Origin of the sequence: Bacillus sp. GB_SG_008, assembly GCF_052038115.1 — a bacterium.
Lineage (GTDB): Bacteria > Bacillota > Bacilli > Bacillales > Bacillaceae_G > Bacillus_A > Bacillus_A rhizoplanae.
In genome coordinates, this window is sequence record NZ_JBPZSK010000008.1 from 1 (window position 1) to 16,393 (window position 16,393).

15 protein-coding genes and 1 rRNA gene are annotated in these 16,393 nt (G+C 35.2%); 4 read left to right on the forward strand and 12 right to left on the reverse strand.

The genetic code is table 11. The features are described 5' to 3' along the window. A 16S ribosomal RNA gene (locus ACTDJC_RS18410) occupies positions 1 to 72 on the reverse strand; the annotation flags it as partial. Between the two features lie 395 nt (positions 73 to 467). Here ACTDJC_RS18410 and ACTDJC_RS18415 point away from each other — a divergent pair. Next, positions 468 to 3,512, forward strand: coding sequence for an efflux RND transporter permease subunit (locus ACTDJC_RS18415; protein WP_440604302.1), 3,045 nt, complete (start codon positions 468 to 470; stop codon positions 3,510 to 3,512). A gap of 285 nt (positions 3,513 to 3,797) precedes the next feature. Here the strand turns inward: ACTDJC_RS18415 and arsC are convergent, their stop codons facing one another. The 7 genes from arsC to ACTDJC_RS18450 all read right to left on the reverse strand — a co-directional run bounded on the left by arsC (position 3,798) and on the right by ACTDJC_RS18450 (position 9,176). Next, entirely contained in the window at positions 3,798 to 4,202 is a 405-nt protein-coding gene (arsC, locus tag ACTDJC_RS18420) for an arsenate reductase (thioredoxin) (protein WP_253628629.1), read from the reverse strand. A 26-nt stretch (positions 4,203 to 4,228) separates the two neighbouring features. After that, a complete protein-coding gene (arsB, locus tag ACTDJC_RS18425; protein WP_098309094.1) occupies positions 4,229 to 5,269 on the reverse strand; it encodes an ACR3 family arsenite efflux transporter in 1,041 nt (346 codons plus the stop codon). Positions 5,270 to 5,286: 17 nt separating this feature from the next. After that, positions 5,287 to 5,688 (reverse strand): ArsI/CadI family heavy metal resistance metalloenzyme, encoded by a 402-nt coding sequence (locus ACTDJC_RS18430; RefSeq protein WP_440604303.1) that lies wholly within the window; start codon positions 5,686 to 5,688, stop codon positions 5,287 to 5,289. Between the two features lie 65 nt (positions 5,689 to 5,753). Then, positions 5,754 to 6,059 (reverse strand): arsenical resistance operon transcriptional regulator ArsR, encoded by a 306-nt coding sequence (arsR, locus tag ACTDJC_RS18435; protein WP_098309092.1) that lies wholly within the window; start codon positions 6,057 to 6,059, stop codon positions 5,754 to 5,756. Positions 6,060 to 6,402: 343 nt separating this feature from the next. Then, complete coding sequence (gene pstA / locus ACTDJC_RS18440) at positions 6,403 to 7,320, reverse strand: phosphate ABC transporter permease PstA (protein WP_253628628.1); 918 nt, start codon at positions 7,318 to 7,320, stop codon at positions 6,403 to 6,405. Between the two features lie 2 nt (positions 7,321 to 7,322). Next, a complete protein-coding gene (pstC, locus tag ACTDJC_RS18445) occupies positions 7,323 to 8,207 on the reverse strand; it encodes a phosphate ABC transporter permease subunit PstC (protein WP_141525029.1) in 885 nt (294 codons plus the stop codon). 69 nt (positions 8,208 to 8,276) lie between these two features. Next, on the reverse strand, positions 8,277 to 9,176 hold the full coding sequence (locus ACTDJC_RS18450; RefSeq protein WP_440604304.1) for a phosphate ABC transporter substrate-binding protein PstS family protein: 900 nt from the start codon (positions 9,174 to 9,176) through the stop codon (positions 8,277 to 8,279). Between the two features lie 669 nt (positions 9,177 to 9,845). On the opposite strand from ACTDJC_RS18450, the gene ACTDJC_RS18455 reads away from it, so the two are divergent. From ACTDJC_RS18455 to ACTDJC_RS18465, 3 genes are read left to right on the forward strand one after another with little or no spacing between them, the layout of a single operon-like run. Next, positions 9,846 to 10,103 carry a FeoA family protein gene (locus tag ACTDJC_RS18455; protein WP_098309088.1) on the forward strand — a complete coding sequence of 86 codons (258 nt, stop codon included), beginning with the start codon at positions 9,846 to 9,848 and terminating at the stop codon, positions 10,101 to 10,103. After that, entirely contained in the window at positions 10,100 to 10,822 is a 723-nt protein-coding gene (locus ACTDJC_RS18460) for a FeoB small GTPase domain-containing protein (protein WP_440604305.1), read from the forward strand. The genes ACTDJC_RS18455 and ACTDJC_RS18460 overlap by 4 nt, the downstream gene beginning before the upstream one ends. Beyond that, entirely contained in the window at positions 10,800 to 12,200 is a 1,401-nt protein-coding gene (locus ACTDJC_RS18465) for a nucleoside recognition domain-containing protein (protein WP_440604306.1), read from the forward strand. Before ACTDJC_RS18460 ends, ACTDJC_RS18465 begins: the two co-directional genes overlap by 23 nt. Before the next feature lie 57 nt (positions 12,201 to 12,257). On the opposite strand, the gene ACTDJC_RS18470 is transcribed toward ACTDJC_RS18465, so the two are convergent. The 4 genes from ACTDJC_RS18470 to ACTDJC_RS18485 form a co-directional block, all read right to left on the reverse strand. Further along, positions 12,258 to 13,709: an RNA-guided endonuclease InsQ/TnpB family protein gene (locus ACTDJC_RS18470; protein WP_440604307.1), complete on the reverse strand. Its 1,452-nt coding sequence runs from the start codon at positions 13,707 to 13,709 to the stop codon at positions 12,258 to 12,260. A 236-nt stretch (positions 13,710 to 13,945) separates the two neighbouring features. Continuing rightward, a complete protein-coding gene (locus tag ACTDJC_RS18475; protein WP_440604308.1) occupies positions 13,946 to 14,086 on the reverse strand; it encodes a hypothetical protein in 141 nt (46 codons plus the stop codon). Between the two features lie 16 nt (positions 14,087 to 14,102). After that, complete coding sequence (locus ACTDJC_RS18480; RefSeq protein WP_440604309.1) at positions 14,103 to 15,290, reverse strand: Ger(x)C family spore germination protein; 1,188 nt, start codon at positions 15,288 to 15,290, stop codon at positions 14,103 to 14,105. Continuing rightward, the gene (locus ACTDJC_RS18485) at positions 15,274 to 16,392 is read right to left on the reverse strand and encodes a GerAB/ArcD/ProY family transporter (RefSeq protein WP_440604310.1); all 1,119 of its coding nucleotides are present in this window, start codon (positions 16,390 to 16,392) and stop codon (positions 15,274 to 15,276) included. The genes ACTDJC_RS18480 and ACTDJC_RS18485 overlap by 17 nt, the downstream gene beginning before the upstream one ends. Between the last annotated feature and the right edge of the window lies 1 nt (position 16,393).

A 16,393-nucleotide genomic window follows, 5' to 3' on the forward strand; every position in this document is an offset into this window, starting at 1 on the left:
GGTTCGCTCGACTTGCATGTATTAGGCACGCCGCCAGCGTTCATCCTGAGCCAGGATCAAACTCTCCAATAAAGTGTTTGTCTAGCATCATAAATAAAAATTGACGTTTCACGTTGTTTGTTTCGTTCAGTTTTCAAAGAACTTGTCCGCCGCTTGATTAGCGACTTCCCTATGTTAACATCTCAGTTATTCGATGTCAACATTTTTTTATTTTTCTTTTTCGCTTTCTGCTGTAGTGCAGCAGCGACGTTTATTAATATATCATCTGTATTTTTAAAGCGCAAGTACTTTTTTAAAAAATATATAAAGTTTTTTGTATACCTATAACTTGTTAACTCACCACAAAGTGAATCCCTTACTTAAGATTTTTTTTAGAAATTTTTTACATATTTTTAACTCTACTTCCCTGTCATTTGTTATATAGTAAAACAGTAAACCATCAAACCCTATTATGGAGGAATTTATTTATGGAAAGATTGACGAAGTTTTCATTAAAAAATAGGGCCGCTATTATCATCATGGTTTTTCTCATCTCTGTATTAGGTATTTATTCCGGCTCTAAGTTACCGATGGAGTTTTTACCAAGTATCGATAATCCAGTAATAACAATCACCACCTTATCCGAGGGGCTAGATGCTGAAACAATGACAAAAGAAGTAACAGAACCTCTCGAGAAACAATTTCGAAACCTTTCACACGTCGATACCATTACATCGTCAACAAGCGAAGGATTATCACGGATTGATATTACGTACACCTCAGAAGCAAACATGAAAGATGCAACACGTGAAGTTGAAAAACTCACAAACGGAATACCACTTCCAAAAGACGCAATGAAACCTGTTGTCAGCCAACTAAACACTTCTATGATTCCACTCGCACAAATTACAGTTCAAAAGAAAAACGGTTTTACACAAGCCGATGAAAAACAAATTGAAAAAGAAATTATCCCGCAACTTGAAAATATCGATGGTGTTTCCAATGTTATGTTTTATGGGAAATCAACAGCTGAATTATCTATTATATTAGATCCCATTAAAATGAAAGATAAAAACATCATAACATCACAAATTGTATCTGCCCTTCAAGGAAAAGAAGTTTCTATACCCGCTGGACAAATATCTATAAATAATGAAAATCATCTACTTCGTGTAATTGGAGAAATAAAAAATATTGAAGACATAAAAAACATTACACTCACACCAGAAGTAAAACTAAGTGATATTGCAAAAATTGAGCTAAAACAACATCATGATGCAATTTCTCATATTAATGGAGAAGATGGTGCCGTATTAGTCGTTATGAAGGAACCGAGCAAAAATGCAGTTACAATTGGAAAAGAAATCGAGAAAAAAGTTCATAATATGAGCAAGCAATATAAAGACACTTTCACTATAAAAACACTTATGTCAACGCACGAACAAGTCGAAAATGCTGTTACAAGCATGGCTAAAGAAGTTGTTCTCGGTGCTATCGCTGCTACATTCATCATTTTAATTTTCTTACGTAACATTCGTACTACTTTAATCGCTATTGTCAGTATCCCTTTATCTATACTTCTCACACTCTTTTTACTTGATCAATCTCATATCACTTTAAATATTTTAACATTAGGTGGATTAGCAGTTGCTGTCGGACGCCTTGTCGATGATAGCATCGTTGTAATCGAAAACATTTTCCGTCGTTTACAAAAAGATTCTTTCTCAAAAGACGTTATTATTGATGCTACGAAAGAAGTTGCAATCGCAATTACGTCTTCCACTTTAACGACCGTCGCTGTTTTTTTACCAATTGGCTTTGTATCAGGCGGAATCGGTGAATTTATGTTGCCTATGGTGTTGGCAGTTGTATATTCAATTCTTTCCTCTCTAGTAGTGGCCTTAACAGTTGTTCCGCTCATGGCCTTTCTACTGTTAAAGAAAACAAGACACGAAGAGCGAAAAGAAACGAGACGTTATACAGCCATTTTAAAATGGTCGTTATCACATAAATTTATCATTTTACTTACTTCTTCCTTATTGTTTGTCGGTTCAATTGTAGCTTACATTGTACTTCCAAAAGCGAATATTAAATCTGACGATAACACAATGCTTTCTATCAATATGACATTCCCTGCTAATTACGATTTAGAAAAAGGGAAACAACAAGCTTTCGAATTAGAAAAGAAATTACTTGCAGATACACAGGTACAAGACGTTACATTACGAATGGGATCTGCTTCAGAAGATGCGCAGTGGGGACAAACGACGAAAAACAATCTTGCAAGTATATATGTAGGATTTAAAAAAGGAATTGACCTTGACGCATACATTAACAAACTAAAAAAAGAGCAGAATCAATTTCAACCCGCAACATTTGATTATATAAAAGTGAGTTTTTCAAACTTCGGTGGCGGGAATACTTTACAATTTAACGTTACGGCCAACAATAGTGAAGATTTAAAGAAAACTGCCGATCTTGTTACCACAAAATTAAAAGGCTTAGATAGTCTTTCAAAAGTAAAAACAAATGTGGAAGAAGAGAAAAAAGAATGGGTCATCAACGTCGATCAAACAAAAGCAGAGAAAGCGGGATTAACTCCTGAAGTCATCGCACAACAAGTCGCATTTTTAATGAAAAAATCACCAATTGGCCAAATTTCACTCGATAATGAAAAAACAACTATTGTACTAGAACATCAAAAACCAGACATCCATAATAAAGATGCGATTTTAGACTCAAATATTTTGTCTCCAGTTACTGGTTTGATTGCATTAAAAGATGTTGCAACCATTTCTGAAAAACAAATACAAACAGAAATATTCCATAAGGAAGGAAAAGAAACAATTCAAGTTACAGCAGAAGCAAAAGATGACGATTTAAGTAAAGTAAGTAAAGATGTAAATACAGCTATTACAAATTTAAAATTACCTGATGGAGCGAAAGTTAACATTGCCGGAGCAACAGAATCGATGCAAGAAAGTTTCACTGATTTATTTAAAATTATGGGAATTGCAATTGGTGTCGTTTACTTAATTATGGTTATTACTTTCGGGCAAGCACGTGCGCCGTTTGCAATTTTATTCTCTCTTCCATTAGCTGCTGTTGGCGGTATTTTAGGTTTAATTATTTCACGAACACCTGTCGATTTAAACTCTCTTATCGGTGCCTTAATGCTAATCGGAATCGTTGTGACAAATGCAATTGTATTAATAGAACGTGTACAACAAAATCGCGAAAAAGGAATGCCAACAAGAGAAGCACTATTAGAAGCTGGCTCAATAAGATTACGCCCAATTATCATGACAGCTATTACAACAATCTTCGCAATGCTTCCTCTACTATTCGGTGATACACAAGCTGGAAGCATGGTATCCAAAAGCTTAGCTGTTGTAGTAATTGGCGGTTTATTAGTTTCTACATTACTAACGCTGGTTGTTGTACCTGTTATGTACGAATTACTAGATCGAATTGGTAGCAGGAAGCATCGCAAAAAACAACATGATTCTTATACGGATATTCCAAACTCATAAAGTGAAACTTCCATCAGTAGGGGTTTTCTTCATCCCCCACTGATAGTTAATTGAACCAATTGGTCTTTTATGGGCAGTTATCCCCCACCTATCTTCTTCACTTCTCTCAATCTTGAGGTGGGGGTCTTACTACCCGTTAATACGGGATAAAATACAACAGCCACATTCAGACTTCTGGATACAACTTTATTACAAGTGCTTAAACTGTTTTAAGAAAAGAGAGAGATACTGTCAACAAACTAGAGCAGATGCTCAAAGTGTTGACGGTACCTCTTATTGAAAGAATTATTCTCCTTTTGCTGCAAATTGTTGAATGCGCTCTCCAATTTCATTACGCACTCGTTGAAACTCAGACCATTCTTTTCCTGCTGGATCGTCAAATCCCCAATGAACTCGTTTTACATATGAAGGTGTAGTTGGACACACATCATTCGCATGACCACAAAGAGTTACTACAAAGTCAGCTTTATCTAAAATTTCTGGATCAATGACATCAGATGTTTGGTCAGTAATATCGATTCCTACTTCTTTCATCGCTTTAACTGCATTAGGATTTACTCCATGTGCCTCAATACCAGCAGAGAGTACAGTCCATTTGTCACCTAAATATTTTTTACCCCAAGCTTCAGCCATCTGACTACGGCAAGAGTTTCCTGTACATAAGAAGTAAATTGTTTTTTTGCTTTCCATATGAATTCCACCTTTTTTATGAATAGTTATTTGGGTTGTGTTTGAAAGTATTTACGTTGAAACCACAGTGCTACATTTACAAGAGCAATCATAACGGGAACTTCGACTAAAGGCCCGATAACTGCTGCAAATGCTGCGCCGGACTGGATTCCAAATACACCTACAGCTACGGCAATTGCTAATTCAAAGTTGTTACTTCCAGCTGTAAATGCTAATGTAGTTGTTACTCCGTAACTTGCCCCAATTTTTTTGCCCATAAAGAAAGAAACAAAAAACATTAATACAAAATAAATAAGTAACGGAATCGCAATACGTACAACATCAAGCGGTACACTCACAATGACTTCTCCTTTTAATGAGAACATCACAATGATTGTAAATAATAATGCGATTAATGTAATCGGGCTAATCTTTGGAATGAATACTTTTTCATACCAAATACGTCCTTTTGTTTTTACAAAGATTAAGCGCGTTAATATCCCACTGATGAATGGAATTCCTAAGTAAATAAATACCGATTTTGCAACCTCCCCCATTGTAATATCTACAATAGCACCTTCAATTCCCAACCATTCTGGAATTACTGTTACAAATACATACGCATACACTGAGAAAAATAACATTTGAAAAACAGAGTTAAAAGCAACTAATCCTGCCGCATACTCTATATCACCTTTTGCTAGGTCATTCCAAACAATGACCATAGCGATACAACGGGCTAAACCAATCATAATTAAGCCCACCATATATTCTGGCTTATCTGGTAAAAATATTACCGCTAAAGCAAACATCAGAACAGGACCAACGATCCAGTTTTGAACAAGTGATAAAACTAATACTTTTCCATCTTTAAAAACTCTTCCCATCTCTTCATAACGAACCTTCGCTAAAGGAGGATACATCATCAAAATTAAACCTATTGCAAGTGGAATAGATGTTGTACCCACTTGTAATTTATTTAAGTTACTTGTGATTTGTGGAAATAGTATTCCTATACCGATTCCTATAGCCATAGCAAGAAAAATCCAAATGGTTAAGTATCGATCTAAAAATGATAGTCGCTTCATAAAGTTCTCCTTTCAGATTAACAGCAAGATGTAGATTCTATCTTATGAACGTCGCTGTCCGCCCTTGTATAGAAGAATTCCCATTCGTTACCGTCTGGGTCAGTTATCCAAAATTTATCTTGTACGGCATAGCAACATGTTGTATTTATCTCGTCTCGTGCGAAAAAACCTTCTTTTTCTAAACGGTCCTTATGGCCCTTTATTTCTTCTTCATTTTCTAATTGGAATCCAAAGTGATTAACTTGATTTCCATTCACATTATCTATTACATTTAAGGTGAAATTTAATCCTGGAATTTCCAATAAGAATTTTGCATAATCATTCTTTACTTTAACTGGTTTTACTCCAAATACTTTTTCATAGAATTCAATAGATTTTTCTAGATTTGTAACATTAATCCCAACATGTACGTATTTCATCATAAATTCCTCCTTTGATTTTACATAATATTAATCAAAAAAAATTGATGTATAGTTTAAAAAAATTAACAACAAGTTCCTTTTCCTGTTTTTCTAAATATACAACAAAGTTCTTCTGATAATAGATTATTTACTTCAGTATCATTTAAATCGTAGTAACTCCAAGTACCTTGCGTTTCTTTGATTATTAAATTTGCATCTAATAAAATTTTCAAGTGATAAGATAATTTAGATTGTGTCATCCCAAATACTTCTGTTAAATCACATACACAAGTTCTTCCCCTTTGACAAAGTTCATACATAATTTCTAATCTTTTTTGATCTGCAAGGGCTTTAAATTTCTTCTCATATTGTTCAAATTGTTTATTCATATCATCCAACCTCGTTCATCAATTTTTTTTGATATTTTTATTATACGCGAGACTTTTTGTTCAATACAACAGTTAAATCAATTTTTTTTGATCAATTCAATTAAGAAATCTTTAGTTCTCCAAAATGGAACATATTTATATAATAAGACAGTCCCCAACACATTATATATGTCTAATATGTTGGGGGTTTGATTTGAAAACGTTTTTTATAAAAAAGATAGATCGGACACTTTTTTTCACTCTCTATCTCTTCATTGTGTATAAACAAAAAAGAGCATCCTCAAAAGGTCGATTTTATCGGACTTTTAGGACACCCTCTTTATTCTATATGGGATACAAGAAGTTATGCTGCTTTTACTTTATTACTTTTACGGGATTTTTTCGTACCAGTAAAGCGTTTATGCAGTACAGATGCTATAAAGCGAGCAAGAATATTAAATAGTAATACCATAATAATTAATACTGCTGCTGATTTTGCTGCAATTAACTTCGCATCAGGAACAATTCCCTCAGAATTTAACTTCCAAATATGCACTGCTAATGTTTCTGCTGGTCGAAATGGGTTCAACGGATTAGCAGGACTTGAAAGATCTGCTGCTGCATTTAAAATTGGTGACGTTAATCCAGCTGTATAAATTAGTGCTGCCGCTTCACCAAAAATACGTCCAGCCGCTAAAATAACACCGGTAATAATTTGTGGTAATGCAGATGGAAGAATAATTCTAACAATTGTTTGCCACTTTGTTGCACCTAATCCAAGACTTGCTTCTTTCACATTAGATGGAATTTCTGTAATTGCATTTTCACAAACGCGCGTTAAACTTGGTAAATTTAAAATCGTTAAAGCTAACGCCCCGCCCATAGCAGTATAACCCCAACCTGCCATCGTAACAAACACAAGTAATCCAAATAAACCAACTACAATAGAAGGTAAAGATGCCATTGTTTCGATACATAGACGAACAAAATTTAAAAATCGACCTTGCTTTGCATATTCCGCAAGATAAATTCCCGCACCAAGACCTAAAGGAATTGAGATAATTAATGTAATAACAAGCATATAGAAGGAATTAAATAATTGAGGACCAATCCCTCCTCCTGCTGTTGTATTACTTGGTTCTCCAAATAAAAAATTTGGATCCCAAAATCCCCAACCTTGTCGTAAGATTTCGTATACAAGAAAACCGAGTAAAGCGACTACAAGCACTGCAACCGCATATAAAATCCCTGTCCATATACTATTAACTGTTCTAGCATTCATCGTTATCTTTCACCTCTTTGGCCAATCGCTCGAATTACTAAGATAAATAAGAAGGAAATAAGAAGTAATATCATCGCTAATGTCCATAGCGCATTATTCCAAGCTGTCCCATTTAACGTATTTGTCATATCCATTGTCAAAATACCTGTTAAAGTTGAAGTTGGGCTATATAGTCCTTCTGGTAATTTTATTGTATTACCAATTACCATCTGAACTGCTAATGCTTCACCAAAAGCACGAGCTATTCCAAGAACAACCCCTGTTAAAATCCCCTTTTTCGCCGCCGGAACAATGACGCGGCTAATCGCTTGCCATTTCGTCGATCCTAAACCATAAGAGGCTTCTAAATATTCAAAAGGAACTGCACGAATTGCATCGGAAGCAATACTTGCAATCGTTGGCAAAATCATAATACTTAATACAACAATACCTGCAATTAAACTAAATCCTACACCACCAAAAGAATCACGTAAAAGCGGAATTAAAATGGTAACCCCTAGTAAACCATATACAACAGACGGAATCCCTACTAATAATTCTAAAACCGGCTTTAGTACTTTGTTTCCAAACTTTGGTGAAATTAAATTCATAAACACTGCTAGTGCAATTGCAATCGGCGCACTAATAATTACTGCACCGAGAGATACAGCAGTAGATCCAACTATGAAAATAACAGCTCCAAAACTTCCATCATTCGGAGCCCATTTTGTTGATGTGAATATTTCTGAAATTGAGATATTGCTTTGCGTAAATGATTGAATTCCTTTTGCACAAATGAATGCGATAATAGCTAATGTAACAGCAACAATTAATAAACCACAAAGCGTCACAAGTGTTCTTCCAATATATTCACTTTTTACGTAGTTAATTTGTTTTTTCCCCTTCATCACAAGACCACAACCTTACTTCCTATATTGAAATGAACAAGACTGGCTAAATAGCCAGCCCGTTTTATATTATTGCTTTAATTTAGACATTGGGATGTAACCCATTTCTTCTACTTTCTTCTCGAAGTCTTTACCTTTTACATAATCAATGTAACCTTTTGTTGCGTCTTTTGCTTCACCTTTTGTAATCATGTATTCATAAGACCAAAACGGATATTTACCAGAAGAAATATTTTCAGTTGTTGGTTCTACACCATCAATTTTCATTGTTTTTAAAGTACCTTTTTTGTCACCAACCATGTAAGAGTTAGCTAAATAACTAACAGATCCTGGTGTAGAGTTAATCGCTTGCTCTACTGCACCGTTTGAATCTTGTGTTGTACCTGTAGCATCGTTAATTTTTGCGTCTTTCATAACTGTTTTTTCAAATGTAGCACGTGTACCAGAAGCCGCTGGACGATTAATTACATTAATCTTTTCGTCTTTTCCGCCAACTTCTTTCCAGTTTGTAACTTTACCAGAGAAAATATCTTGTACTTGTTTTAATGTTAAGTTATCAACATTTACATCTTTATTTACAACTAACGCAAATCCGATACCTGCAACTTTGTTATCAACTAATTCTTTTGCTTTATCTGCTTCTTTTATTTTATCTGCAGCAGGAACATCAGAGTTACCAACTTGAACAGCGCCAGAAGCTACTTGGTTAATTCCAGTTCCACTACCGCCACCTTGAACCGTAATTGATACTTTTGAATTTTCTCCCATAAATTCTTTAGCAGCTTCTTCTGCAAGTGGTTGAAGCGCCGTAGAACCAGCTGCTGTAATTGTACCGGATAATTCTTGCTTCGCTTCGTTACCACCTTTAGCAGTTTCTGTCTTTGTAGTGTCTGCTTTCCCACAACCTACTAAAGCACCAGCAACCACTAATGCCGCTAACGAAAATTTAAAGCCTTTTTTCATAACCATGTCTTGTACCCCCATTTGATTATCACTTTTCATTTCTACATTATTATGTGCATATCTCGTAGTACAAATTCATTGTAGGATAATAATATTATGTCAGTGTTAAGCGTTTTTTAATTTTAAGTAAAGACAGGGGATTCATAGAAAAATCCTTATATATTCATTGTTTTTAACATAAAACAAGTAAAAAACCTTAAGAAACAGAACGTATTGTAAATTTAATTTTAAGAATGTAAATTGATTGTAAATTCTTATCCTCGCTTTTACGCTTTTGTTAAGATGTTTTTTCCAAAAGCTTTACTTCCCCTTGTTAAAACACCAACATCCACAACAAAACATGAAATAACATGCAAGTTAGCCATATGAAAACTCCCGCCACTTATCTCCTTTGGATCTTGAAGTGAGGGTTTCTCGTGTATCACCTTCAAGAGATGCTTAACACGAGTGGAGTTGACACAGCTGCCTGATGGCACAACCCCTCTATTCCATCGGCAAACGCCTTTGGAACTACTTTTTTTAAGATGTTATAGGAACCATTCAAAAAATACCTGAATATTTTTAAAGTAGTAATTGACAACAACGCTCAATATAACCTAGTATGTTATTAACAAAATGTTTCCCTAAGGAAACATTTTGAACTCGTACTAAAAAAATAGAAGCGAGGTAACTCTTATGGTATCGGTTAAAACCCAACCACTCTCTACTTTTAAAACAGGTCAACTTGTACAAATTGAAAAGGTTCAATTAGAAGGAACCATGAAACGCCGCCTGCTTGATTTAGGATTTATTCCTGGTGCAACGATTAAAGTGTTACAGAAAAGTCCGCTTGGCGATCCCATTGCATATCAAGTAAGTAACACGACAATCGCCCTTCGAAATGAAGAAAGTTCACGAATAACAGGGACATTGATAGGAGATGATCCGAAATGAATAAGCATCGTATTGCATTAGCAGGAAATCCGAACACCGGAAAAAGTACATTATTTAATACATTAACTGGATTGAAACAACATACTGGAAACTGGACAGGGAAAACGGTATTAAAAGCTGAAGGCGAATATGAACATAACGGAAGCCTCTACACCGTAATCGATTTACCAGGAACATATTCCTTATACTCAAACTCTGCCGATGAAGAAGTTGCACGTGATTACATTATCTTTGAAAAACCAGATGTAACAGTTGTTGTTGTAGATGCTACTGCAATGGAACGAAACTTGAACTTAGCCTTGCAAGTTATGGAAATGACAAAAGAAGTTGTCATTTGTATTAACTTGATTGACGAAGCAGAAAAGAAAGGAATTATAATCGATGAGAAAAAATTAGCAAAATCGCTTGGAGTTCCTGTTGTAAAAATTTCTGCACGTAACAAAATTGGACTCGGTCAGTTGTTAAATATAATTGAAAAAGTAGCTAATAGAAAATTAATTTCTACTCCTTTTCAAATTACTTATAACGAAAAAATAGAACAGATGATTCAAGAACTCGAACCACAAATATATAAAGTTTTTGGAGATTCCTATCCTGCACGTTGGATTGCACTGCGCATTCTAGATGGAGATAAGAATTTCTTAGAATCTCTTCAAAAACATCATGAAGAACCACTTGTAAGGGAGGTTGTAATCAATGGAATCTCATTCAACCAGTAACGCTCTTCCATTAGACTATATCGTGCAGCGTGCGCAAACGCTTGTAAAAGAAGACATTCGCGATGAAATTGTCGTTGATATCTACCGTGCTTCAGCTAATATTTGTAAGAATTCGGTTCAATACACAGATAAAAATAAATTATATCGCTCAGAGAAGCTTGATAGAATCTTTACTTCTCCTATATTCGGTTTCCCTATTATGCTCGCTATTTTATCTGTTATTTTTTATCTTACAATTGCCGGAGCTAACGTTCCTTCTGATATGATCGCTGAATTTTTTGGATGGGCAGAAGGTTATTTAACTGCTTGGTTCCAAGCGATGCATGCCCCGGAATGGTTACATGGCATCCTTATTCTCGGTTTATTCCGCGGAACAGGAGCTGTTATTAGTGTTATGTTGCCACCGATGGCTATTTTCTTCCCAATGTTTGCTTTATTAGAAAACTACGGTTACTTACCGCGCGTTGCTTTTAACATGGATCGTCTCTTTAAACGTGCCGGGGCACATGGAAAGCAATCTTTAACAATGGCAATGGGATTTGGATGTAACGCAGCTGCAATTATGTCAACACGTATTATTGAATCACCTCGTGAACGTATGCTCGCAATCTTAACAAATAACTTTGTTCCTTGTAACGGTCGATGGCCAACGCTTATTTTATTAGCATCTTTATTTATGGCCGCTGGATATACAGGTGGTATGCAAACCCTTGTAACAGCCGGAGTTGTTGTTGGCATGGTTGTAATTGGCATTATCGTAACTTTAACCGTATCATGGGCACTCTCAAAAACAGCTTTAAAAGGTGTTCCAACTCACTATACGTTAGAATTACCACCTTATAGAAAGCCAAAAATTTGGGATACAATCGTACGTGCAACGCTTGATAAATCAATATACGTTCTGAAACGTGCCGTTATCGTTGCAGCACCCGCTGCAGTATTAACATGGGTATTAGCAAATGTATTTATTGGAGACACAAGTCTTCTTATGTATATCGTAAATTTTTTAGATCCGTTTGCAAAATTACTTGGCCTTGACGGATACATTTTAGCAGCATTTATTCTCGGCTTACCTGCAAACGAAATTGTTGTTCCAATTTTATTAATGGCTTATTTATCAACAGGTTCATTAACAGAGTTAGACAATTTAACACAAATTAAACAACTGTTTCTTGATCACGGTTGGACTTGGCTAACTGCATTAAACATGATGTTGTTCTCCCTTCTTCATTTCCCATGCGGAACAACACTAGTTAATATATATAAAGAAACAAAAAGTGCAAAATGGACATTTCTTTCATTTGCCATCCCTACTGTAATTGCCATTGTTGTTACATTCCTTACGGCACAATTGGTACATTGGTTAGGACTTATATGAAAACTCCCGCCACTTATCTCCTTCGGATCTTGAAGTGGGGGTTTCTCGTGTATCACCTCAAAAGATGCTTAACACGAGTGGAGTTGACACAGCTGCCTGATGGCACAACCCCTCTATTCCATCGGCAAACGCCTTTGGAACTGCTTTTTTTAAAATGTTATAGGAACCATTCACATCTGCATTTAATAGGATGTTCTCTTTCGTACGATACAAGCCACGTTTGATCCGTTTCCCACTGAATACAGGGATGTCTTCCTCACCGTAAGTTGGGATTACATCATTGTCTAGAAAGGATGCTTTACTTGTATACGATTCTTCTACAACTCGTACAACAATACCTTTTCGTTTTGCCTTATAGGTGATCATTTCAATGAGTAGGTTATGCGGGATATGGCAGAACGATTGATTCTGTCGTTTCCCCATATCACTGTTTTGTTTCCATGATGTATTTTTCCCAATCACAATCATAGAAATCTCATGTTGAACTGCGAAATTGACAATATGGTAACTCATTTTGTGAAAGAGATCTTTTATTTTAAGAAACCGTTTCTCATGAAGCCTATCTAAACGCTTGGATGTGTGTGGTCCTTCTTTTGGTTCTTTTCCATGACGAAGAATCCCGAGTAAATGAGCCGTTTGTTTGTTGTAGTATTGATTCATACTTCTAATAACATTGCCCTTTACTAACACAGGAGTAGCCCCTGTATTCGTTATGATAGTTGCAATGTTATTGATCCCTAAGTCAATACTCATATAACGGTTGTTTTCAACACCCTCAGGTGCTGGTTCGGACTGTTCTGTCACAATTTCAACTTTAAACTTCCCGTAAGCAGGAGAAACACGTACCTCTTTGAGATTGCCAATCCGCTCAAACAATTTACCAATATTTAATTTTATGCTTGTTTTTGGAAAACGAATGTATTTATCTTGAAGTTTACATACTTGATTTGTGAATATAATTTCTCTCATAGATGATCTAATATATTTGGGAATGCGAGGTCTACCAGTAAAAGTGGAAGGATGTTTTTGGTATGCCTTGATGGAAGCGAAGAATGATTTCCAGTTTTGATAGAGTTTTTTCATAACCGCTTGATTCGTTTGCGCTGGCAAGTTCATATAATCTTGTTGTTTCATTGTTTTAAACAAACAATCTAGAAAGTTATAGGATAGAAACGATTTCTCTTTTGTCGGGAATGTAAACAAGTTACATTTCATTTCTTTTTGTTCTTTAACAGGTTTTTCTTTCTGTTTTTGCACGCGTTTTTGATACGCATGAAGTTGATTTTCATTCATAATTTCAATATGTGCTTGTAATGCATGAAGAACTTCTTGTTGAAGCGGCTGTAATGGCTTTTCAGTATGTAAGGCCGTATACACTTGGCGAATATAGAAGTTTGTTGTATTGTAGAGATTTTTTGCATTTTGACACATTTCCATGAAGTAGGCGTGCAATTTGTGACCTTTCTTAATCCAAATTTGATAGGTTGCATATTCTTTTTCTTTTGTCATCATTTTCACCTCCTTCTTTCCCTAATGATACTACAAAACGCAAAAAAGAACATACATTCGTATTGATACCCAAAATTTTTTACAAATGTAATGGCAATTCATCCCCACCTTATACTGGGCTATACCCTGCGCGTTTTGAAGATGGGGTTTTCTTGCCAATTTTCCGATAAAGTACAACTTCCACAGTGGGGGTCTCACTGCCCGCGAATAGCGGGATAAAAAAGAAACCCAACGTATTATTCGGGTTTCTTTTTTTGCTGTATTTGTTTTTGCCAAGGCTGTGCACCGTATTCTTCTATTTTTTTATGAATGAAATAAGCAGTATAGGGGAGGATTGCCATTAAAATCGTACATATAATCCCTAAAGTTGTAAACATTATGCCGCTCCTTTACTCACCTTCTTACTGGTAAAACAGATCCTGTATGTTCAATACTTGGATGCACACGAACAATAATGTTACTCGTACTAAAATAATTTTGGCCTTGATCCCAATTTTTTTTAATTTTTATCCATTGCTTATAATTTTGACGCTTATAATATTCTCCTAATCCAAGTGCATCTACTTTTAAATTTTTTTGGACAACCTTAATTGTTTTTTGTATCTGTTTTTCAATTTCACTGGCAAGGTATTTACTAATTTCTTCAGAACTCATCGCCTTATTATCTTTCCTTAAATACACTTCTGCTAATGTTCCGTCTAAATATACATCAATTACAAATTTAGGCTTTTTAGGATTTGTTAAGAATGTGTGGATTTTTCTACGCATCTCACGAATTTCAAATACAATAAGCTGATTTCCTTTTTTTATTTTAAAAAAGCCCCCTACTTTTTTTCCAACAATATAATTTAATCCTAGTGTTTCCATCCCATTCAGACTACCTACAAATTTAGTATCTTTTCCACGAAATACAGCTGCTCCTTCCATTTTAATTCCCTGTCGAGTTAGCCCTAAGACAGGAAGAACAAAACTTCGATCAGCAGACATTTTTTCTTGCAACTCACCAATTCGAGTTGCTTCTAACATTTGGGCATTTTTCTGCGCATGATTTGATATCATACTTACGTATTTAGAGGGTAAATTTTCTGGTTTTGCACTCTGCTTTAAAATTTCCTCCGCTCGTCCTTTTGAAATAAAGATCCGAATATTCCTTCGCATCTCATGATCACGAAAAAATACATCTAATGTATCTTCTAAAACGAAAGGTTTTTTCAATAAGTCCTCAGAAAAAATAAGCGCTTCTATATGGGGAAAGAATAAGGACCGACTTATTTTCTTAGAGATAATCCGAATTTGAGCAAATACACTATCAGCCGTTGCATTAATATTAATGTAATTTCTTCCACTTGACGGCTTACTTCCCTGCTGCGTTAAAGAACTAGGCAACACAATTTGATACGTTCCTTTTATAAGGGGGGAATGACTGGAAGTTGTCGTTTCGCTTTTTTCTCCCTTATTCGTTGCCTTGTCTAATGCAACACCAACAACAAAACCTCTTTCTTCAATTTCCTGCCGTTCAGAGCAGCCACTTATAAGTAAAATCAAAAACAGACAACTCATTATTTTAAGAAGAAGGTTCATTTTTATTCCCCCCTCCTTTTATTTTATAGAAAATAAAAATGAGAAGAGGAACAACAAACATAACAGACATGTCAACCCAAGCTAAATATGTACCATACTTACTTATCACATCCAAATTACCTGGAATATTATTTACAACATAAATGATAGGCGCACTAATAAAAATAAACGTATGCTTTTTTATTGCAGGAAACATTGCACAAAATAAAAAAATAGCGACATCATAATACAATGCAGTTGTATTAAAAACGGTAATAATCCATGTTATAAAAAAGATTGCATCAAATCTCTCTAGAAAACCTCCCCCGATTTCAATCTCCTTTCCAAGTTCAATCGTTGGATATGTTAAAGTGCTAGTTGTTAAATAAGTAAATACACTTATACAAGTAATATAAATTAACAGATAGGATAAAACAGTAATCATAACCCCTTTTGCCGCTGCCATAGGGGCATTTTTAGTTGACTTTAGTATAGCAGCATAGAAAAAACCTACTTCAAATCCAATAAACGTAAAGGCAGATTCCCTGATTCCACCCATATATTTACTCATTTTAGTTTGAAAAAATGGGGATAAACTTTCAAATTCCATTAAATTAACATTTAGCAGCGATAACAAAATAATAGCAATAAAAACAATGGGTAAAAATAGAACACTAAGTCTTATTAATCCTGCCCTAGATCCACAAACGCCATAAATAACAACGAGCAAATAAAAAAAAGACAAAAGCTGAACAGGTGTATCACTAAATAAATAAGTTTGAGAAATAATAGAAATTGTTCGCGCTTCATAAGCCGTAATTCCTGCAAATGTTAGTATTAAAATAAAACAGACAAGATAAGTAATCGGCTTCGTTAAATACACGCTCGTATATTGAACAAAATTTTGTTTCGGAAATAAAATGGCAACCTTCATGATAAGCCACGCAAAACAAGTACATATTAACCCACTTAGGAATAAAAGAATCCATCCATCCGCAAAAAGCGCATGAGTCGCCATAACACGCGGCATGGCAAGTGCACCTGTACCAATAATAGTAGAAGATATAGCAAACGTGAGTTCACGAGTACCAACTTCTTCATCTCCATACTCAAACGACTTCACT